This window comes from Leptolyngbya sp. FACHB-541 (assembly GCF_014695875.1).
Lineage (GTDB): Bacteria > Cyanobacteriota > Cyanobacteriia > Elainellales > Elainellaceae > JAAUTN01.
Map to the genome: position 1 here is coordinate 75973 of NZ_JACJPC010000014.1, position 22040 is coordinate 98012.

Annotated in this window: 16 protein-coding genes; 5 read left to right on the top strand and 11 right to left on the bottom strand. The window is 45.8% G+C overall.

Translation table 11 applies throughout. The annotated features are described in order from the left end of the window. Positions 1-600: 600 nt before the first annotated feature. From H6G00_RS01130 to H6G00_RS01140, 3 genes are all read right to left on the bottom strand, one after another. Entirely contained in the window at positions 601-1533 is a 933-nt protein-coding gene (locus tag H6G00_RS01130) for a hypothetical protein (RefSeq protein ID WP_190795254.1), read from the bottom strand. 102 nt (positions 1534-1635) lie between these two features. Beyond that, on the bottom strand, positions 1636-3150 hold the full coding sequence (locus H6G00_RS01135) for a hypothetical protein (protein WP_190795255.1): 1515 nt from the start codon (positions 3148-3150) through the stop codon (positions 1636-1638). A 158-nt stretch (positions 3151-3308) separates the two neighbouring features. Further along, complete coding sequence (locus tag H6G00_RS01140) at positions 3309-4229, bottom strand: hypothetical protein (RefSeq protein ID WP_190795256.1); 921 nt, start codon at positions 4227-4229, stop codon at positions 3309-3311. Between the two features lie 63 nt (positions 4230-4292). On the opposite strand from H6G00_RS01140, the gene H6G00_RS01145 reads away from it, so the two are divergent. Then, complete coding sequence (locus H6G00_RS01145; RefSeq protein WP_190795257.1) at positions 4293-4487, top strand: hypothetical protein; 195 nt, start codon at positions 4293-4295, stop codon at positions 4485-4487. Between the two features lie 263 nt (positions 4488-4750). Then, positions 4751-12688, top strand: coding sequence for a tape measure protein (locus H6G00_RS36475; protein ID WP_190795258.1), 7938 nt, complete (start codon positions 4751-4753; stop codon positions 12686-12688). A 200-nt stretch (positions 12689-12888) separates the two neighbouring features. Here the strand turns inward: H6G00_RS36475 and H6G00_RS01155 are convergent, their stop codons facing one another. The 4 genes from H6G00_RS01155 to H6G00_RS01170 form a co-directional block, all read right to left on the bottom strand. Next, the gene (locus H6G00_RS01155; RefSeq protein WP_190795259.1) at positions 12889-13482 is read right to left on the bottom strand and encodes a sulfotransferase family protein; all 594 of its coding nucleotides are present in this window, start codon (positions 13480-13482) and stop codon (positions 12889-12891) included. Positions 13483-13872: 390 nt separating this feature from the next. Then, a complete protein-coding gene (locus H6G00_RS01160; RefSeq protein ID WP_190795260.1) occupies positions 13873-14463 on the bottom strand; it encodes a mobilome CxxCx(11)CxxC protein in 591 nt (196 codons plus the stop codon). Positions 14464-14684: 221 nt separating this feature from the next. After that, complete coding sequence (locus H6G00_RS01165; RefSeq protein WP_190795261.1) at positions 14685-15386, bottom strand: MAE_28990/MAE_18760 family HEPN-like nuclease; 702 nt, start codon at positions 15384-15386, stop codon at positions 14685-14687. 18 nt (positions 15387-15404) lie between these two features. Beyond that, a complete protein-coding gene (locus H6G00_RS01170) occupies positions 15405-16568 on the bottom strand; it encodes a DUF262 domain-containing protein (RefSeq protein ID WP_190795262.1) in 1164 nt (387 codons plus the stop codon). 350 nt (positions 16569-16918) lie between these two features. On the opposite strand from H6G00_RS01170, the gene H6G00_RS01175 reads away from it, so the two are divergent. Then, complete coding sequence (locus H6G00_RS01175) at positions 16919-17107, top strand: hypothetical protein (protein ID WP_190795263.1); 189 nt, start codon at positions 16919-16921, stop codon at positions 17105-17107. A 41-nt stretch (positions 17108-17148) separates the two neighbouring features. Here the strand turns inward: H6G00_RS01175 and H6G00_RS01180 are convergent, their stop codons facing one another. Further along, positions 17149-17334, bottom strand: a complete 186-nt coding sequence (locus H6G00_RS01180; protein WP_190795264.1) for a hypothetical protein — start codon at positions 17332-17334, stop codon at positions 17149-17151. On the opposite strand from H6G00_RS01180, the gene lexA reads away from it, so the two are divergent. Then, positions 17329-17967: a transcriptional repressor LexA gene (lexA, locus tag H6G00_RS01185; protein WP_190795265.1), complete on the top strand. Its 639-nt coding sequence runs from the start codon at positions 17329-17331 to the stop codon at positions 17965-17967. The genes H6G00_RS01180 and lexA overlap by 6 nt on opposite strands. Before the next feature lie 82 nt (positions 17968-18049). Here the strand turns inward: lexA and H6G00_RS01190 are convergent, their stop codons facing one another. The 3 genes from H6G00_RS01190 to H6G00_RS01200 all read right to left on the bottom strand — a co-directional run bounded on the left by H6G00_RS01190 (position 18050) and on the right by H6G00_RS01200 (position 20901). Then, positions 18050-18790, bottom strand: a complete 741-nt coding sequence (locus tag H6G00_RS01190) for a sigma-70 family RNA polymerase sigma factor (protein ID WP_190795266.1) — start codon at positions 18788-18790, stop codon at positions 18050-18052. Between the two features lie 163 nt (positions 18791-18953). After that, entirely contained in the window at positions 18954-20402 is a 1449-nt protein-coding gene (gene terL / locus H6G00_RS01195) for a phage terminase large subunit (protein ID WP_190795267.1), read from the bottom strand. Then, positions 20386-20901 (bottom strand): hypothetical protein, encoded by a 516-nt coding sequence (locus H6G00_RS01200; RefSeq protein WP_190795268.1) that lies wholly within the window; start codon positions 20899-20901, stop codon positions 20386-20388. The genes terL and H6G00_RS01200 overlap by 17 nt, the downstream gene beginning before the upstream one ends. A 979-nt stretch (positions 20902-21880) precedes the next feature. Here H6G00_RS01200 and H6G00_RS01210 point away from each other — a divergent pair. Beyond that, entirely contained in the window at positions 21881-22036 is a 156-nt protein-coding gene (locus tag H6G00_RS01210; protein WP_190795270.1) for a hypothetical protein, read from the top strand. Positions 22037-22040 lie beyond the last annotated feature (4 nt).

Here is a 22040-nt window from a genome sequence, read left to right on the forward strand (position 1 = left end):
GATGAACACTCTACAAGCTATTCAGTTTTGTGATTGGCTGGGACTCGTTTGCGAAGAGCAAGTAACAAATGGCTAGTGTTACACCTAGTACAGCTAATGTTCTACGGATTTTTAGAACGAGGTTGATTTCATCTATGATTTTTTTCATAGTTTTTTACCTCCTTCGCCCCCATCTGCAGGAGGCAAGCTCTTCGATCTTTTCCGTAGCTTGATCACCACGTACACGATCGGGGTAGCCATTTGCGCCATACCGTTAGCCTTCGCAACGAAGTCCCTCCCCTCGGAGAGGCTTTTGGCAATCAGAAGCAAGAACTTGGTTCATGATTGCCTTGATTTACAAAATATCACAATCAAAGAATTGGTCTGAGGTAGGACATCAAGGATCTATTGGTGTGATAACCGAACATTCTCAAAGTCCTCTTCTCATGCTGTTTATGCCAATAAGTCTTGTACCTTCAGTAGTCAGCCTTTAAGCTACTACCCCAGAGATACCCAGCAATCTAACGTTCGCAATCACCGGACACAGATCACTTTTACTAAAAACAGCATACTTCAAAGTTTCGATGCATTGTGATTGTTGGGTGGCGGAACACTGTTGTCCTATCCGTTCGCCTCTTTTTCAGCGTCTATTTCAAGACGTATGCCCTTGCCAGGGATAAATATCAATTTACCGATTGTCTTCCGAGGCGCTCTCCGCTCAAGCTCAGATTTCATCTCGATTTCCAGTTCGCTGACGTGTTCCAACATATGAACGAGATCTGTTCCAATCTCATACGCGTCGCGATGAAGCTCGGCCCGCGATTCAATAGCCGTCCGGATTTGCAGATCTGGCATACCGGAATGCGCAGCCTTACTGTTTCGGCGTCTCCCCGCAATTCGCAAGTGATCCTTCAGACAGTGTTCGTATTTGAGGCAATGCCCGTATCTGTGAGCAAGCGAACCCAAAATCGATATCTTGTGCGCTGGCTTTTTCTCCCGTCGGCACTCTTTACAATCTGTAGCAAGCAACGCACCAAGGCTTGCTTTGAAGTAGTAGTGTTTCGGAATATTTGTACAAAAGGCTAGTTGCTTGATGAGCGCTTCACATAACCTCGTGACATAAAGAACTAGCTCATTGTAGATCCGTATCCGTTGAATCTCGGCATCGAGAGCATTCATGGGCTCTTGGCTCGTTGAGATGGAATGCGAGTCATTAATTACATGACTCATGACTCCGGCGAGAGCCGACGCTTCATAGGTGTGCAGGTTCGTGAACGCACCTTCAGCGGTGCGATTTGAGAAAACTTCAAAGGTGCCTTCTTGCTTTAGCCACTTCCGAAATTCAGTTGCAATTGGATAGAAGTTAATGCCGATAACGTCGGCGCTGTTCCAAATATAAGCTTCCTTGCGAAACTCCCATTCAAAATGAAATGCCATATCCAGCTGGTCATGATCTGCGTGCTCAATGCCCAAGATATCGATCCTCCTTAACAGCGCGTCTTTCCACCCGAAGGTTTGCTTGAGCGGTTGCAAACGACCTTCACCATAAACCAAGCTTTTTCGGCAATCCGCTCCAGGGGAATTGTTAGCCTGCTGGCAGAGTGAGTTTAGCCAATTCTCAAAACATTTAAAGATTTTACTTTTGCTAGGTTAGAACTAAGAAAATGCTGGCTTTCCATCACCTTCAGGACCACCTAATGGACAATCAATATCTCTAATTGGATAACCGTAAGTAGAGTAATCGATATAATGATCATTGGCTTCAGTTATTTTTAACAATAACCTGTTGAATAAAGAATATAAAGCACCTGAAGTCATCGACAGCCTATGACAGTCCAGAGGCTTATAGCGATGACCATGAGCAGATTTATTACGCTCTTTTAGTGCTTGTAATTCAACTCGTCCAACTTGAAGAGAGAGAAGATCAAAGAATTTTTCATACTGCATATTAGAGCTTTTTTTGTTTAAATCCTCTAGTTTTCTCTTTAAAATGTCCAAGTTCTTACTTTCAATAGATTCTTTGTCTAGAGAAGATGTAACTTCATCGAAAGTATCCATTAGTGGCTTTCTAATTTTTGTCTTCCAAACACTTTTAGGAATTAGTAAAGGCGATAACTCGTTCTCGTTAGCACAGTAGGAATCCCGCAGAGACTCTATCGCAGCACCAAAATGAACAGCTTGTACATCCAGGGGAGAGGTTAAACCTAGCCATATGAGAAAAAGTGGATATTCAATATTAATAGTTTCCATTTTAGTAGCGACGGAACTTATCATTCTAGATATTCTTTTCTCATCTAGGTACCATTCTTCTGTAGAGATTCCAAGTGAAACAGGTGGTTTACATGGGTATTTGTAAGCTCTTTCACCTAGTATATAAATTTCCCTAACAACACACCCAATGCGACCACCATCTTTACTTAGAGATGTTGAACCAACCGAAACTAACTGCCTACCAAGGGTAAAGGATAAGGCAGCTAAAATAGTTTGTTTTGTATCTTCTGAGGGCAATCTATTTTCGTTTAGGTCTTCAAACTCTACAAAACCTGGTTTATATTTTTGTGGAGCAATATCATCCATGGTATGTCCAACTGTAAGTGACCATTTTTGATCACTCATAGTACATTCACATTTGAAATGATCTAGAGAACTATCGAAATTTTTATTAAGATCAAGTTCAAGTACACCTCCACCACTGCGCTCTCTCTTGAAGGAAGCTGAATGTTCTCTAGTTGTACACCTACTGAAAATGTATCTGTCAGCAGAAAAGTTAACAATCCACTCAACTTGGGCGACAGCTGGTAACTCACTTTGAAAAATTTCAGCTTCATTAACTTTCGCATGAATGAACAAGGGATCTGTCTCTTCTACTTGTAAACTCTTACTCTTATTACTTGTAGAAGTTATTAGTACTCCTCTCAATCGAACTAAAACACCAGTCATAGTTTGTCCGATGGTTTCTTCTGCATAGGAGGGAGCTTCACCCGGTCGTAAATTTATGTGTTCTTCAAGCGAAAACGAACCCATGCCTTTACCAACCGCTGTCAACCGCAAATCTGCATCTCTTGAAAGGTCTATTTCAGTAATTTTTTCAGGAAAAGCTCCCCGCTGGATAACCCTGAAGCTTAAGGGAGTAGTTACAGTTTGCCATTCCAGCCAGTCTAAGTTTTCCATTGTATTGAAGTTGAACTACACTACTCACCAATAATAATTGGGAGTACTTTTACAAAGGGGTGAAAGCAGTCTAACGACTAAGATAAGTGACAATAGATATACTAAGATTTCTCAATTATTCGTTCCATCAGCTTGTTAGCTGGCTGGGCAACACCAAATCACTGATCATCAATCAAATCGCTACACAATTCACAAAACAAATCGACATCATCTACTGAATTTATCCAACTAGGATATCTAGAATCATCAATCTCTTTTTCCCACTCGTGCAGAAAAGAAATGTATGGTTGTTCGCATTTAATACAATAGTTAATTGCGTATTCTGCCAAACAGTTAAAGCAATGAGCAACCCTAAGATATTTTGCAGTTGGGTCAGGAACAGCAACTGCTTCTTCGTCACAAATTCCACACGTAAAGTATTGATAATCAATCCATTTTTCTTTTGGGTCTGAAATTGGTATTCCTTCTTTCTCCATGTGTTGGATATAGAACAAATAAGACATAGACAGAGTTCGATAAGTACTTTGACTTTCAAGAGCATCAATCTCTCCTCCATCTTCAAAAAGCTCTTCTTTACGGGCTTCGTCAAGTTTATCTAGTTCAGTTTTAAGGCTCAAGCCTAATTCCTCAGCCACAAACGTATCTAGAAAAATAAAAGCAGTACCTAAAAATTCTTTAACTTCATTTGATTTGAGAGCAGCTTCTCTATGTTCAATGCAGTTTCTAGCTTTTCGCAAAGCATTTAGTGCCCCACCCAGCTTGTATTTTCCTGATTCTTGACGCTCCGCATACTGAAATAGTGGCAGCTTGACTTCTCTGACTAAAAGATCGATCGCTTCATCAGAGCCTACTGTACTACCACTTTTTCGGTTTCGATAGATCAATGACTCATCATGTTTAGCCAACCTCGCTTTTAGAAAAAGTTCAACAGCGTGAAAAACATGCAGAATCACATATTTCCAATCCGTATTTCTTCTACCGTGAAGATGGTGCTCTACACCATGTACAAGAGAATCCATTGCGTTCTCTTCAAGCTTTACGATTAATCTCTGCTGGCTTGAGGTCGTTTCGTTGGTCATTTCTACTGTGTTACTGATTGATACGACAAACTCGCGAGATAATACCTAGTTTTTCAATAACTAATGCAGAATAACTCTCCCAGTTCCGGTATTACCCAGCATTTATCCTTGATGGCACAACATCCTTCCCCTTGCCTATTAGGTCAGGTACAGCAATCTATCCAACTCAAGCATTTCAGCTTAAAGACTGAGAAATCCTATATTGACTACATCCGCGATTTCATCCTGTTTCATTACAGCGGCACCTTGAAGGAATGAGGACAGATGGAACTCAAGCCTACTTGGAACTAGCTAGAAGGTTTGAATACTTTCGAGGTTTAACATCGAGTTCATCTCATTAGGCAGTTGCTTCAACATACCAGCAGACGCAAATTGCATCAAATCCAGCAGGAGAGCGATCGCCCGTCAAAACGCTGCCTCAAAGACCTCTAGTCTTTTGCATTCACTAACTTGAGGAAAGCCGCAGAATTCCCGTAATCCTTGGCGTGGGAACTCTCGGACGGAGTTTCTGAGCGTCTTCTGTGGCAACTACTGTTGGCGAATTAGTGCTGGAGTTGGGCTTAGACCCAACTATTTATAACGAAGGTCTGGAGAACGCGCACAAAGACGCGATCGCCATTGGTCAGGAGATAGAGGCAAGCTTACGGACATCTCTACCAGTCCTTACGCCCAAAGTTGATGACTCAGCTCTAACGAAACTGAATAAGCATTATGACCTTAAAGAACGCCATGCCAAGCAGGTCAACCGCTACCTTTCTCAGAACCCGCTCAAAGTCAAAGTTGATTTCTCTCAACTGAACCAGCTTGAGCGCAAATTAGACAGGCTTGAGCGACGCAGAACCATTGCCTCAATTAGCACTCAAGCTAGCGGCAGTTCGGGGGGTGACTCTAACTCTCAACTTGCTGAGATGATCGGCAAGGCAGTTGCACGAAATCTTAGACCGGGTTTGGCAGGACGCGCAGCGGGGTTAGTGGGGAATGTTCTAGCAACTCCCGGCAGGGTAGCTGGCAGAACACTGGCTGGGGTTGCTGAAGGGTTGATGTTCGGCGTAACGCAGGAGGTCAGCCGCAACTTAGGCAAAGGGTTATCAAAAGCAATTGAGAATAGCCTTTCTAGTTCTGTAGGCAGTTCAGAGCTATTAGGGGAGAAGGTTGGAGGGGCGATCGCTCAATCAATGGGGCGATCGATGTCCAGCAAGTTTAAGGATTTACCTGAGAACTTAAACAACCTGGTAGATGGATTAGAAGTTGACTCTAAGCTAAGGCGTAAGTTCAAGCAAGCGATTACTGAAATAGAAGATTTTCAGAAGCAGGCTGGAGAACTGCTAACCGAAACTTTGGGCGGACAACCAGCAATTCAACAAGAAGCGTTATATCAGCGTGGAACTCAATCTCGCGATCGCCGGCGCAAAACTCCTATAACTCAAGACCAGGCAGCAGAAGAGTGGCGCGAGTCGTTACGGACTAGGGATCGGGTACAGGCTTTAGCAGCCACCAGGACAACTAAAAACAGTCAACAACTCCAACGCTTGAGGGGTGAATACGGCGGCACTCAGCGACAGTTTGCAGAACTGGAGAACCAGATTCAACAAGCTCAACAGTCTGGTGCTCCAGCCGAAGAAATCGAAGGGCTGACAACTCAGCTCAGGCGAACTGGAGCTAAGCTGCAAGGCTTGGCTCAAGCAATGCAGAACGTTATTAAGTACCAAGAAACTGTTGATAAGGCTGTAGTTGAAGCACAACAACGTGTCAGGGCAGGCTATCAACGAGTACAGACTCTAGCTCCAAAACCTCAGCCTAGAACTTATGTAGATTTAGTTCGTCAAGTCACCGGCAAAGATTTAGCACCAGACAAAATTCCTCAATTGAGGATTGCAGACGCTTCACTCAAAAAATCTGGAGCGCTCAGCCAATACGACCCCGCTCGAAATGCAATCGAAGTAACTCGTAAAACTTACGAAGCGATTGAGAATAACACCCTCACTCCTCAGCAAGTTGAGATGCTGAAGGAGGAGCTAGAACATGCTGTAGATTTCGACTTTGGCTCCTTCCGTGGGCTACAAGCTGCCAAACAGAGCCGAGTAGTGGGTAAACCTGTTGTTCCTACTGCTGAGGAGTTTGCTGCGATCGCCCCTGGACTAGCTCCCTATGCTCCAGAGCGGAGGGCACTAGAGCTAAATGCCAAAGTCAAAGCCCGTAGAGGCATGACTGCCTATGAACAAGAGTCTAAGCAAGGACTGTTGCTCAATAATGTCCCAACTCTGGCTTCTAATAAGGAGGCGATCGCTAACCAAAGAACGCAGTTGCAGGCAAAATTGCAACAGATTGGAAAAATTAGCGCTCTAACCGGAAACGACCTATCAAAAGCACTTGAGTCTTACAACGGTTTCTTCGATTCACTTCAGCAGAAAATAGAACGAACTGTTGAAGAAATGCTGTCAGATATTGATGGCTTAGATCAGTCTAAGGTCAACTCTATCGTCCAGAAGATAAAAGGCTATTGGGGAACCGTAGAGGGATTGAATCAGAAGGTCAATCAACTACTTCAGAAACAAATTGATGATGTTTCTGTTACCTCTAACTATGACGTTTGGACGGGCAAATTAGAGCGTTCTAAAAATTCAGGCTTATCCAATCAACCTCTAGGAACGGTTGATGATAAGTTTCTAGATCCAAATTTCGATCCGTTTGCGATAGATCGTCCCCCTGTTGCAATTCCCCTTCAGTTATCCATGCCAGAGGCAGAGCTTGTACCCGTACAGATTCAGCCTAAGCAGTCTCAAGCCATATCTAACACAGGTAAAGGCTTTACAAAACCAGCACAGAAGACAATTGATGCAACTAATCAAACCATTGCAAAAGTCACTCAAGCTGCTGCTCAAACTACTCAAAGTGCGATCGCTGAAGCCCAGAAGTTAGAAAATGCTTTCTCTGGCTTGTACAAGGGGTTGCAGGACGCAATCAAGAAGGGGGATGACCAGCTTGTAAAGGCTTACGGCAACGAGCTTAAAGATATGGCAGAGACTAGCCGCTCTGCCATCAACGCTTTAGTTGAACAAGCTAAACAGTCTGGTGAGGCGTTTGGATCAGAAGCCTTAGCCAAATTGGGAGGAGTGAAAGGTAGGCTAACTCAGCGCTTCAACTTAGCTCAACGAGGTACGGCAAAATACGAGCGGAAGAGGGCTGCTGAAGGAGAAGACTTAACGGCTCAATCCTTAGACCCAGAAGCCGCTAGGGGAGTTAACAAAACCCTTCAAACTCTAAAGCGCTCAATCCACAGATCAATTGATACGCTAAATTCTCTAACTGCCAGTCTCGCCAATGTTGAGCCACAAGAGAGCTTTGGAAAAACCCTTCAGAAAGCAGCGGTTTCGGAGCGTGGCAAAGACCTTTTAGTCAATACTGGCGGATTCATCGCATCTAACCTTGCCAGCCAGCAGGGACTGTTGCCAGAACTGGGAGGCGATTTGATTGGAGCACTTGTTACTCGACAAGTCGTTGAAGCTGGCATTGCTGGCAAGGATGCTTACAGCAAGCTTCAGAACGACGAAACCTTTAAAGCAGCAGATGCTCTGAAGAAGTTTTCGATGATCCTTACCGAGGTCACCGCAAAGCTGCAAAGTTCTGAATTTGGTGAGGAGCAGAACGGGGCGTTATTTGGTGACATTGCAGGGTTTACTGTCGGCAATTTGATTAAGGAGTTGCCTAAAACCATTGCTCCAGGTCTACCAGGAATGGATCTGCTAGGTCAGATACCCGGTAGAGGAGCACTGGCAGCTTCTCAGGCAGTTCCAATGCTCTCGAAGATGAGGGCGCAGATTACTCAGCAATTACAGTCCGGTCAATACAGTGGCGAAGAGTTGAAAGCTCAACGCCTAGACCTCAGCTACAAAGGGCTGAAACCCAATAAGCAGATGAATGATGCCGAGAGAGTCTTTCTTGAGCACATCATTGAGCTGTTGGACGATGCGATTGTCAAAGCAAGACAATTTGACCTTGCTTTTGGCATGTTAGACGCGCCTTCAATGAGGCAGTTTGAAGAGAGCCTTGAGGGAGTAAACGAAGCGCTGGACTCAGACGGCACAAAGATTGTTGCTCAGGTTCAGAAAACTATTGCTGATTACGAAAGAACTGTTCAAGAGTTAGAGAAAAGCTACGCTGAGCGATTCCAAACCTCACAGGATGACCTTGATGAAACATTCCGCTATCGCGAAGCTTATGCCGAGTTACTTGGAGATGGACAAGACCCACAGGAGTTAGACCTGGCGATCGTTCCTCCCAGACCACCTGAGGGTGACGGTTTCTTTGGAGCACTGAGAGGAGATCTTGACGATATTGTTCAACGGCTCGGCGGCTTAAAGAACGCCGCAGGAGTGGCGTTCAAGGCAATCGTTGGGTTTGCGGCAGCTAGCATTGTTCTCCCATTTTTGACCGAGCTTGCGACCTCTGCTCTGGACGTAGCAACGGAGATGGAAGGGCTAGAGCGTCGGTTTAAGTTTGCCTATGGGTCGATGGCGGAGGGGCGTGCTGTCATAGCAGAGGTTAGAACCGATGCAAATGCGCTCGGAGCTGACCTGAGACAGGCATTGGAGGGGCGTGCTCAGTTGGCGATCGCTGCGAAGGGTACGGCGGCACAAGGCGAAATCGCAGACCAAACAGCCAGAGCAATCACGCAGGCGGGTACTGTGTATGGACTGAACCCAGAGCGACAGCAAAATGCAAATCTGGCAGTCGCCCAGATGTTTCAAAAATCGGTGATCAGCGCAGAAGAACTGCGTGGGCAGCTCTCGGAGACGGGGCTAGGTAACCCTATTCAGACAATGGCGGACGCAGTGGGTGTTGACGTTGCTGAGTTGAACAAAATGATGGAAAGACGGGAATTGGTAATCGAAGAGGTATTTCCTAAATTTTCGGCACAACTTAACGCTGAAACTTCTGTTGCTATTCCTGACCTAGCATCGTCTTCTCAAGCTTCGATCAACCGCTTCAATAACTCAATGTTGAACGTGCAGGAGAGCATTGGTAAGCCTCTGCTACCTGTTCGCAATACAGGATTAGATGTTCTTGCAAGCAGTATGGATTTAGCGTCCAACTCAGCCGGAACATTGGTGAAGACATTTGGGGCGATCGCACTGACCCCAGTTGTCAAAATGTTGTTTGATGTTGCTAAGTCAGCGATCGCCTCAGCTCAAGGAATGACACTGGCTGGAGTTGGAGTTAAAACGCTTGACTTCAGCATGAAATCGCTTGCTAGCACTGCAAAGTTTGTGAAAGGGGCTTTAGGAGCAGTTGCGCTTCCTGCTGCCATTTTCTTGGCGATCGATGTCGTTAGCTCTTTTGGCAAAGCCTTCAAGGACGCAGGTGGAGAGGTGCGAGAATTTGCAGAGCAAGGCGTAACCAGTTTGCAAAAATATGACGAAGCTCTAGCCAATCTACAAAATCGTTCTGGTAGAGGTTTAACACCCCCCGAACTACCACAGCCGACTGGAGTTCAAACCGAGTTTGGCGACACAGGTGAAACACTAATGAGTGGACCGCTCGGTGCCTTTGAGCGATTTATTCAGAATGACTCGATTGGCAAGGCGATCGGAACATACATGCCTCTTAGAACGTATGGGCAAGTTCAGGCGGAGCAACAATCTATTGCCCAAAGCGACTTTTTGCTTAATACCAGCGATACTCGCGGACGACTTTTAGGGGAACTTCAGAGGTATGACCTAAACCCTGACGGAGAAGGGTTAATTGCTCAAGTTCGAGGCATTGATCAGCAGTTAGAGGAAACCCAGGGACAACGACGGGCACTGTTGCCGGGAGATATAGAAGGACGTAGAGCGCTCGACAAGCAAATAGACGAGTTGTTGCAACAGCGTGAAGAACCTGGTCGGCTGTTGGCACAGTTGAAACAGCTAAATTTGAGCAAAATTGAGCAGCTTCAGCAGCAGATTCAGGCAGCTTCAGCAGCAGGTGACACCGAGTCTTTAAGCAGGCTTCAAAGCGAGTTAGACGCTACTACTGCGGCAGTAGACAAGCTCAACGGCTTGATTGGCAAAACTCCTGATGTGCTGGGACGGTTGGCGCGTGGGTTTGCTGAAATTCAGGCTGAGCTGGAACAACTGAACATGGAGCTGGATCGCAGCGCTGCCTCTAATCGGAAAGCGATCGCCTCTGCCCAAATCTCGGGTGCAACGCCGGGAGAGCTTGAGTTTGCCCGGAGTTTGGCAGATCAAACCAATATGCGCGGAAGGATAGGCGCGAACCAGTCTGCAATCGATCGGATTCGCAGCACGGTAACAGGTAGTCAGGAAACAATGGATGCTTTGAGTTCTGTAGGAATCAACTCCATTGACCAGATTAATCCTGCTGACCTGACTGGAAGAATCCAAAACATGGAGGACTCCACTCAAAAGAGTCTGATTGAGCAGGCGATCGCCCAGAAACAGCAGATTGATAGCCTCACTACCCAGAACTTCGATTTGGATGCCCAAGTTCAAGAGAGCCAAGCCGCTGCTGTTGAAAAGCTGAGAAGCTTGGCAAATCAGGTTTTTGACTTCTTCAGAGGCATTGAGCAAGCCGCACGGGATACTCAATTACAAGCCCAACAGACCGCTCTGCAAATCCAAACTGAGGCGGCTCAGAGCAGATTGAAAGGGGCACTGATCGGTTTCCAAGACTCGTTCCTCAATGATTTTGTCAACTCGCTGGTTGGCATGATTGAGGCACTGAATAAGCCGCTCAATGATGCGATCGCCGCTCAGCAGCAAATTCTTTCAGCTCAAAATCAATACTTCCAGCAGATTCAACAGTCGTTCCAACTGGGTCAGCAATTACCTAGCAATCAACAAGTGGCAGCGATGGCAGGTGAACAAACTGCCCCGTCTGACCCATTCACCCCACTGCCAGCGGGTCTGCCTATTGCACCAACTAGTGGGCAGGGACAAGGACGAGGGGTGATTGCCCCCGGTTCACGGCAGTTAGCAGCAGCTGTGCCAGCCATCCCAGTTGGGTCTACTCAGATGACGGCTCCTCAAATTCAGGGGCAGCTTGGGGCACTGGCGCAACTCGACCCAGTATCGGCGCAAGCATTCAGCCAACAAGGGTTAGACGCTGCGGCAGCGCAGGCAGCGCAGAACTACCAGGCGCAGGTAGACATGATTAATCAGCAGCTTGCAGCCTCACAGCAGTTTGCTCAGCTTGAGGCAACGATGCAGGCAGACTCAGCCAATCGTTCCCTGTGGGAGGCAACGCGACGGATTGACGACACGTCGAGGGGCTATACCCGCAGTCTGCAAGACCTATTTGCACGGGGAGAGGTAGAGACACCGCTCACCCAAATTCAGGGGACTTTCCGAGGCATGACGCGAGAGTTTGAGGACTCTATGCGCGGCATGGAGGACTTCCGGCGTGGTTTGCAACAGACTGTAGACCAAGCTGAGATGTTGCAACAGGTCATTCGTGACGGTGTGGCTCAAGGCATCATGCCGCGTGAAATGCTGCAAATGTTGCCGCAGTTGCAACAAATGTCAGATGCAGCTAGAGATGACCTGAACGAGCTAGCTGGCACGATGACTGATTATGAGCAAGCCTTTGAACAGGCAGTGCGACGGCAACAGGATGAGTTCAAACGACAAGAGGGTGAGCGGCGTTTTCAGGCACGGCAACGGCTTGGAGGATACGACGTACAGATGTATGGCGAACGAGCGCAGCAGGCACGGCTAGGAGGCAACGAGGGTGTTGCTCGCAGTTTGGAGTATCGGGCTAGATATCTGGAGACGCAAAACCAGTATGAGGGACAGTTCCGGGAACTTCAGGAGTTGCAGCGCACCGGACAGATTACCGCTAACGAATTTGAACGGATGGCAGGGGCGTTGCAAGGACTGAACCAGATTTCACTAAGGAACCTGCGAACGGAGGTAGAGAAGACGAACAATGAGATTGCAGCTAGTGCTCTATTTGGGGGACAGGGGCAGGATATGAACCGAGGCGATCGCCGTCGAGTGCTGCGGGATGCCCAGGAAGATTTCAGGTTGGCAGCTAGCACTGGAGAGTTAAACCAGAGTCAACAAAGAGAGTTTCGCGAAGCATTCAGTGCAGTTAACAGCAGCGGGAATGCCTCAGATCAACAGTTGGTCAGACTGTCCAATCGCTTTCAGGACAATGCTTTCTTCAACGAATTGATGCAGATGACAGGGCGTGGAGATATAACGGCGATCGCCGGCATTTCGGAGCAAACTGCCTCTACTCGAATGACTGAGACAGCAGATCAAGGTTCGTCAATGATCGAGGCATATCGAGCTGCAAACAGTGGTGTTGAGCAGCGGTTAGACACACTCAACACCAATATTATTCAATTGGCAAACTCGCCGCGATCGCTGACCGTGCAAACTCCAGACCCCATTAGGGATATGGGTCAAATTCTTTCCGAGCAAAGTAGACAGAAAATGGAGTCGATAGGACTGTGAGATATGGACGAGCAGCATCTTCTCATCATTGCCTAACTGGAATTGATAGCTGCAATTTAGAGAAAGACATTTAGGCTTAATTATTGGATTGGGTCACCGTTCTTGAGCAGAACTTTTCATGTAAGCGGCATGAGTTTTTGAGATATTACCAGCAGTTTTGCGTCCGTCCGCTGCAAGCGCTGGTTAGACCACGACCTACATCACAAGTGCTTTTGGATATAAGTCGCTGTTGAGTTCTCATGAGGAAATGCCTCTTCTGGAATTTCTAGATCAAGCGCTCGACACAGCGGCTCCCAGCCGTTACTAGCCTCCCATTCAAGTAGCCTTTGCCCTAAGCCAGAGTTCCGGACAAGCTCATTGTGCCGATCAAAAGCTTCGATACAGACTGAGCGATTAGCCAGGTCTAGGGTAAATTTATTCTCAAACAATTCATTGATCATAGAGCGCCACGCACCTTCCGATTTCCTGATTCTTGGAAAGATCGTTGAACTTGCACTCTGCCACCATAAATCAGCGTCTCTATGGGAAAGAATAATAAGAGAGTTAGGGTAGATAGTACTCAACTCAAACCAGAAAGAACTTGAAGGCCAATCTACGGTAGCAACATATCCATCAAAGATTATTGACCAATCAATTCTCTCACCACGAGACGCAGCACACCAAAGAGGAATATGTTCTGGATGGGAGAATACCTCGCTCATGTGATAGCAAGGCTTGCCAAGAAGACGTTCAAGTGCAAATTTGAGTGACTTTGTTCCAGTTCGACCGAGTCCAGCCCCTACTACTTTCAGCATCAACAGAAATCCATCACAAAAAATTCTTTAGCAGACTAACGTTTCCACTCACTGGATGCAGATTAACTTTGCAATCTAGACGAACAATCCTGTACGTTCCAATGCAGCGGTTGTTAGACTGCTCAACACAACACCACGAAGTAATCAAACTTAAAGCGGTTTTCCGCATGTAGGACAGGAGTTAGAACGCTCCCCTGGTGCTGGTCCAGCGTAATATCCGTCGAAGTTAGCTGTTGTTTGTCTGTCGCAGATATAACGAGCTATTTCAACTTTCTGTTTAGGCGTAAGCTGATTAAACCACGCTACGAAATTATCTAGAACTTGGCTCATGTTTTGCTCCTCAATGCTTGTCTAGTTTTATGAGCACCCGGATGTATGCCTTTATAGCACTCAATTAGTTCTTCGTTGGGCTGGAGTACCACCGCAAGCCTCACAGCTTCCCGGAGTAAATTGCCAAGGATCAGCTCTGCAAATAGGACAAGGAGTGGAAGTGGTGGGGCTAAACTGCTTAAGAGCATCTCTGTAAGCTTTCTGCCTATTCCCTTCTTTCACACCAAGCAATAAAGCTTCGTCCTCAGCATCAACATCTTTAACACGCCTTAGAAACTGCTCTACAGCTTCACTAGTAGCAGTTTGGCTTTGCAAAAGTCGATCTGCCTCGTAAGCAGTATCTGCATTGCGCCGCGACATAATTGCATGTTTAATCTCATCATCTTGCCATTTGTTGACGAGTTTTAAGATTGCTAGTACCAACAAAATTGCAGCTAGGACTTCACCCAAACTATCAATGAGATTTGCAAGTAATGTGCCTTTTGCTAGTAACCGAGGGGTGAGATAAAAAGCTGGCACTGCTATTGAGAGAAACTCAATAAACCGATTTCTTTGTTGAAGATTACGAATTTGCCTTCTGTGCAGTTGAATGGCGACTAGTGCATCAAGCTTCTGCTGTCGGATCTTGTTTGCGTCTTCCTGGTTAAGCATTCAACCTTCTAGCTGAGTAGCCTTACACTAACTTATAGAATACTGTCTTCTTATCAATATGCTTCCAAGAGCACCTTTGCAAGTAACTCAGCAGTCTACCGGTGCACTTGAGCGGCTGCAAACAACCTTGACCAAGATCTTCCGGCAGCCTGCTCCAAGCGAATTGTTAGACTGTTTTAGTTTCTATACCTCTGCTTAGAAACAACAGCATTGCAAATTGATTACTCGTCATTTGCTGCAATACTCCGCCGTAACTTTAAGAATGTTTTATATTTAAGCCCGCACAACATCTTTAATCGAATTTCGTACATCAAATCTATCACCAACTTCTTAAATCTGTCATAGACTTTCTGATCAACCTTTTCCTCTGATGTTAAATCACCTCCATGAGCTACAGCATTGCGTAACCTTAGAAATAGCTCTAAGGATTCCTTTAAATTAGGCTTCGGATGTGTATAGTCTTTCCAATGTTCTGGAAACTTTTCAAGTGCAAAACTTTTGAGCAGTTTGTTTAAGACATTGAAGCCAACATTGCTCTCAGTATTAACAACTCTTGAAATAGGGCAGTTACTACTAGTGTGGAATACTCTGAGCGAGGCAAAAAACTTTACCTTCCTATTATCATTTCCGGGATATTCCTTAAACTGTTTGAAAGAGTTTTCCATATGGTGAATAACTATTTCATCGCAAAAATCATGGAAATTTATACTGACTTTATTAAGTTCATCAATGTAGAGGTTGAAAGATTTTTGGATGAAGCTTTCCCATAGAGAATAAATCATCGATATTGATTGAGTTGAGAAAATGTCTTGATGCTTTGAAGATAGAGAATATCTATTCGTAAAAATTGCCCTCTCAATTTCAAAAAGAACAGATATTCGCTCTTCAATAATTTCTTGCAATGCCAAATCAAAATCATGCATAGCCGATTGCTAAGTTTATTATTGAAAAATTTCATCTACTCTTCTAAGACGATTTCTAATCCGGCTTCTACTGTTAGAAGCGCTTCCGGAGTATCTCTTGAAATCTTCATCACTTTTTAATTCTGTTATTTTTAATTTCAAAAGTTCAAGATCTCCAGTATACTTATCAATATTTTGAGCAACTCCGATTAATATACCTTCAAAATAAGCTGGAACGAATAAGTTACTCTCGTTTCTAAATGTCTTGGCATCTCCTATCTGGTTAATTAATTCTAAAACTCTCATAATGAGAGATTCATAAGCATCGTAGTCAAAATCAGCATTTTGAACAGTTGCCTCCATAAAGTTATTTAAAAATTTCTCCATATTTTCATTGATATTTTTAGCATTTCTATAGAAAGCAAAAAATCTAAGAACTAGTTCTTGATCATATAACTCATTAAGTCTGCGAGGACTTAATTGGGTAAGACATCCGAAAACATCACTTTGACTAATTTTTAGCAAAAGCTCGTTAAACCTAGGATCTACCCCTCGATAAATTGCATTTCTTATTTCCTGCGGAGTTAGTTTTGATCCCCCAGAGTTGAGTCGTTTGAACAACTCATACTTCATAGAAGTACTACTTTCTCCTCTCAAAATTTCGACTCTACAAACAGCTCTTTTTAGATTTATTTTTAGATTTGTTGGAAGACTGTCAATGTTAAAACCTTGTAAACTTTCAACTAATCCTCCTTCTTGCAAAGTCCATTTATTTATGGTTTTTCCCTCTTCGGTTCCTTCCCCATCTTCCTCTACAATTTCTTCTTCCTCTTCGACTAATGAGCTAACATCCTCTTCCTGATTATCGATTTTCCACCCATCCCCTTTTAGTTCACCAAAGAAACTTATGAAAGTAGAAACACGTTGTAGTCCATCAACTAACTCCCATACACCGTTTCTATCTTCAGCTACAAATATAGGAGGAATCGGAATCGAGAGTAAAATAGATTCTATGAGTGCAGTTTTTTGTACTTCTGACCATCGAAACAATCTTTGATATTCTGGTCTAATTATTAATTCATCATTTTTGTATAGGTTGATCAACTCACCAAAAGAAATGTCGAGCCTATCTGACGAAAGTCTTCTTCTCTCATCTGAGACTGCTTTTTCGAGCAAGGCTACTTTTTCTTTAAGGTTTTCCATATTACTCAGGCTTAGTAAGCTTTTCCAAGTATAACGAGCTGGCAATAAAATGAATACTCAGATGTCTTCATTGATGACCGACCATGTAAAAGAAAGAACTTAGTGTCTAGCAGTCTAACAGCGAAGTTGAGCCGTGAACGCTACTTAGTTGCGTCATCAGGCTAACGGTGTTCATCAGCTCCAACGTCGAGTTAGGTCCCCTTTTTTGGCAGCTATACGGCATACTTGCGAGATGATACCCAATTTTCAGTAACTAAACAGCAAGTTTGCAGGATGACTTCCTAGTTTCAGGGCGCTGTTTATCAAGTCTGATGGATAATCTTGAAGATTAGGAGAGTTATCCGTCAAACATGCAGGATAACTTCCTCAGTTCCGGTATCACCGAGCATCTAACCTTGAATGGCACAACCTCCTTCCCCTCGCCCATTAGATCAGGTACGGCAGTCTATTTGACTCAAGCATTTCAGCTTGAAGATCAAGAAATCTTACACCGGCTACATTCGCGATTTCATCCTGCTTCGTCACAAACGGCACCTTAAAGAAATGAGGACAGATGAAATTTAAGTCTACTGGGAACTAGCTAGAAGGTTTGAATACTTTTGAGGTTTAACATCAAGTTCATCTCATTAGGTAGTCGCTTCAACACATCAGCGAACGTAAAGTTCATCCAACCCAGCAGGAGGGCGATCGCCCAACTTAAAGTTTGCTCAAGGCGAGATTGGAACAGTATATTTAGTACAAACGTTCTAACTAATCCGTTATGCAAGCTCTTACTCGTGTTCAACAACAGCTTTACGACTGGTTGGTTAGCTATTTTGAACAAAACCAATGCCCTCCAACGATTCGAGAAATGCAGGAGGCAATGGGGCTAAAATCTCCTGCTCCCATCCAGAGCCGCTTAGACGCATTGGAATTGAAGGGATATATTGAGCGGTCTAGTTATGGTCGTTCTCGCAACATTCGGCTTGTACAAGAGCGGATGCCTGCACCCAAAGGCATCCCTATTATGGGAGCGATCGCTGCTGGCGGGTTAGTTGAAACATTCGCTGATGGCGAAGTTGAATATGTTCCAGAAGCTTTTCTTGCAGCAAAAACGTCTAGCCATGAGATGTCAAAGCATTTTGCTGTTCGTGTTCGGGGGGATAGCATGATCGACGCTTCAATCACCTCAGGTGATGTAGTTTTTTTGAAAAAACCTGATGATCCAAAAGCTATTAAGAACGGCACGATTGTGGCGGCAAGGGTGGAAGGTCAAACAACGCTCAAATACTTGCAGCGTGTAGACGAGGAGACTATCAGACTTGAACCTGCAAACTCTAATTTTTTACCTATAGATGTCAACGCTGAAGAGATAAACATTCAGGGAGTATATGTTGGGAGTGTGCGAGGTTTAATTTAAGTCGCTTGAAAGTTTTTTAAGAACAACGGTGCCATGAGAAAACGCTTTAATTTGTTGGCAGCGTTCCCCCTCAAGGCAACGGTCACCTCGCCAAACGAGTTAAAGCCGACTGCATCTGTTTGCGGAACTGCGCTCCATTCAAATGCAATTCCTTTGCCAAAGTTTTGCGAGGCACACGGCTGAAGTAAGCTGCCTCGATTAGCTCACGGTCTGCCGCTGGCATCTCGCTCAGTCGTTGCTGAAGTTGCTGTTGGGCGATCGCTAGTCGTGACGTAGCTACCACTTCGGTGCGGCAGGTCTGTTCTGGCATCAACCCCTCCTCGATGCTGGTGTGAAAGTCCTCGTCGAGTGAACTTGTTTTTTGGTTGGCGATCGCCCCCCGAACTTCCCGCAGCTTTACAACTTTCGTGCCTAGCTCAATGGCTAATTCCTGTTCGTTTGGGAACCTACCGTGCCGAGCCGACCAAGCCAACTCAACCCGATTAGCCTCAGCATTGAACTCGCGCCAGCGCCGGGGAATCTTGACCGTACTGCCGTGGTCACGCAGGTGGTGAAGGATTGCGCCTCTAATGTAGGGGACGGCAAAACTGCTGAAAGCAATGCCCTTTGTAGGGTCGAAGCGTTCGATTGCCTTGTTCAGTCCCAAATAGCCAATCTGCTCTAGATCTTCGTAAGCAGTGGCGCAGCGTTCTGCCCATCGGTGAGCAATCTCTCGCACTAGGTTCAGATTCTCAACTGCGACCCGATTTCTTAATCGCACCGTGTTCTGCTGTGAAACGGTTTTGGTGCGGTAGTAATTCCAAATTGATTCTGCGGCTGCCATCTAATACCTACCTTTGTTAATAAGTGGCAGGTAGAAGAAAACTCTGTTGACGCTGCCGTAACTCGATTACAGCACCTTAGACACCTTGGACAGATTGCGGCGAATACTGAAAAATTTGGTGTTTGCCGCAGATTGATACAAAAGCTCCTGAGAATTACGGATATTAGTAGCCCCATCCCGCTTCGCTTACGACCCAAACAGTCTGATGAGACTCCAGCCAGTTGATTGCTTGGGTGCAGGCATCGACCTGATCATCGTAAACTCCATTAGGGAACTGAGAAAATTCCAGAATGAAATCGTGAATCCAGGGAGCAATACTGGAGTCTGGCAAAAAGATATTTCCAGCCTCGACATAAGGGGCGATCGCCACTGCTCTGACGACCTTACCTCCCTCCGGCTCGATTGGAATCAGTCCTGAGACCTCCCGTTTCAGCAAATCAACAACGGCTGAGCCGTTTGCCTTGTCCTCAATCAGCTTTGCGTGAGCATCAGGATAACGGGCTGCCAGAATGCGAATTGCCTGGAGAGTGCTGTTAATATCCATGCGATCGCGAATTTGGTCGAGCAAATAATATCGACCGCCCAGCTTGCCCCAAACCTGTCCCACTACGAAGTCTGATGATTTGGTTTCTTTAAAGGCGCAGTCCCACGACAGCACCACCTCATCAAATCGGTCTGGCAGTTCCCTGTAAAACTGCCACCAGCTCCGCTTAAAGTAATCTCCCTCCAGCGGCGACGGGCGCTGCTGATAGAGGGCACTCCAAAACAGCGTGCCGACCTTGCCCTTGATGCGCTTAAGTTTCTTCAGGTCAAACCGTTCAGGATTCAGCGCCTCTCCTGCCTGCCTCCAGTCCGGCTCAATAGTACAGCTCGCTGGAAAATCCTGCGCTGTCTCTTCTTTAATTGCCTCAAAGTTAACGACGTGCCAGTTTTCTGGGTCTTCTCCAGACCGCTCCTGCCCAATCAGCCAGCCTGACAGGTCATCTTCGTGCCATCGGGTTTGTACCACGACGATTGCCGCGTCTGGCTCGGCGCGGGTGTAGAAGGTTGAGCCATACCAATCCTTCTGTTTAGAGCGAATGCGATCGCTCATCGCCTCCTCAGCATTTTTGAGCGGGTCATCAATGATTCCACATGACCCAAATCCTTTTCCTGTAATTGGGCCACCGACCCCAGCCGCCCAGCAACCACCGCCCTCCGGAGTCTCCCAGTTCTTCACCGCCGAAGCATCCTCGCGCAACACCCCACCAATGTCGCGGTAGGCATCACGAGAGGCACGGCTGAATGTGTAGGCAAGCTCCGCGGCATAGGAGTTGATACCAACCCACTTCTGAGGATGCTTGTAGAGCAAATAGGCAGGAAATAGCTTAGAGGCAAGCTGGGACTTCCCGCCTCTGGGGGGCATAAACACCAAAACTCGCTTCAGATTGCCATCGGCGACTCGTTGCAAAACATTCGCTAAGACTTCGCAGTGGCGATACCACTGGTAGCGAGGATAAACACGATTAACAAACTCTCGGAACGAGAGCGATCGCCGTTCCTCTTCCCTGCGTCGGCGTAACTCCAGTTCTACCGCTGCTCTAATCCGAACCTCATCAAGCTGCGACAACATGACACGGGTTTTCCCCGGCTGCTAGCCGCTGAAGTTGCTCATCTGAGAGATTTGAATAATCAATCTTGACGTTGAGATGGGTCTCCTCTTTCTCACCTAGAGCAGTTCTGCCGATTTGCTGGAAGCGCTGTAGAGCTTTACCTAGCTCATCTAATTGCTTTGAAGATAAAGGATCACCGCTCCTTCTAGTTCCTTCAATTGCCTCGTTAATTTGCTGAAAGATTAGGTTCAATCCGCCTTTGGCAAGGTTGAAGCATTGAGTATCCCACCCTGCCAGGTCGCCAGCCAGAGCGGTTAATTTGTGCTCCTGCCGCTTATCCGAAACCATCTGAACGAAGCGCTCAGCCTCAATCTTCCAGTTCTCCTTAGCTACCTTCTCCTGTAAATAAGAAGGCGAACATTTATACTTTGCAGACAATTGCTCTAAGGTCGGGCGAGACTTCTCATCCGGAGCCTGGACGTATTCGTCCTTGATGACTTGCCAATTATGCTTTGCCACTTTCCCTCAGCTTCCTGCAATTTCCAACTTTCTGTCGGATCGTTCCCACGCCTTGCATAGTAGAGTTTTCACGGTCGTGGAGGCAGGAGGCGACCGCCAATTCAATCGGCTCACGTCGGAAAAGTGGTGGTCTTGTTGGAAAAATTCCGTTTTCTACCGACAGCTACTCCAAAATTTGGTCAACATAAGACCGCACTTTGCTTAAGCTTGGGCGTTTAAGAGATAGTCGGTTTTACCGCTGTTGCACTCATTGCAGGCTTGTAATTAGGTTGTCTTCCGAATCGCTACCACCTTTCGCTCTAGGATGAATGTAGTCAACAACCAGTTCTACATTTTCACCACTGGTAAGTAGGCTTCTGCTACAGTAGCGACATTTGAACCCGTCCCTCTGCAAGATTCGAAACCTGGTTGATAGCAAACCTGGACGAGATGAAGCACTCTTCAACACAGGATTTAGAATTCGCTCCTGCATCTCTATAACCTCAAGGTTGTCCGCTAACTGTCGAGCAATTTTGATTAGGTCAGCTTTGGAGTGCGATCGCCACCATCAGTCTGGTATGAAACGACAACCAGAAGGCAGGATATTCTAAAAATCCATTTCTAGGAACGGCGATGGCATAACCGAACTCTCAAACCAAGCAGATGTCAGTAGTATAGCCCTTTCCTATTTCTCAAATTCTCAGGTTGTCTTAGGCTTGTCTTATCCCAGATATTGGTCAAATATCTGGGATAAAGACTTAAGGAGGTAAGTATAATTGCTTATTCACGATCGGTTGAAATAGAGCATTTTCGTTCTCCTCCTCTCACGCTTTAATCGAAAGAGCAGGGATTCCAATCTGCCCAAATGGACGGCATTATGCAGAATCATTCGCCGATCCATCTAAAACAGCTGGATCGGCGGAATGATTCCCTCTAATAATAGTTGAGGTGCCTAATATCAACTGTTATTAGAGGGAATCCTATAGCTCATTACACCAAAGTGATTGCTAAAGCGTATAAGCTGTATGAGGCTTCCAGCAAAATTCGGACTGCCTACGATGCTGGAGAACTGAACTGGAGTGGACTCTATAACCTGGCATTTAGCTTCAAGAAGGCAGACACCGTAGAGACTGCTGAAGCTCGGATGTCCGCTTAACAAA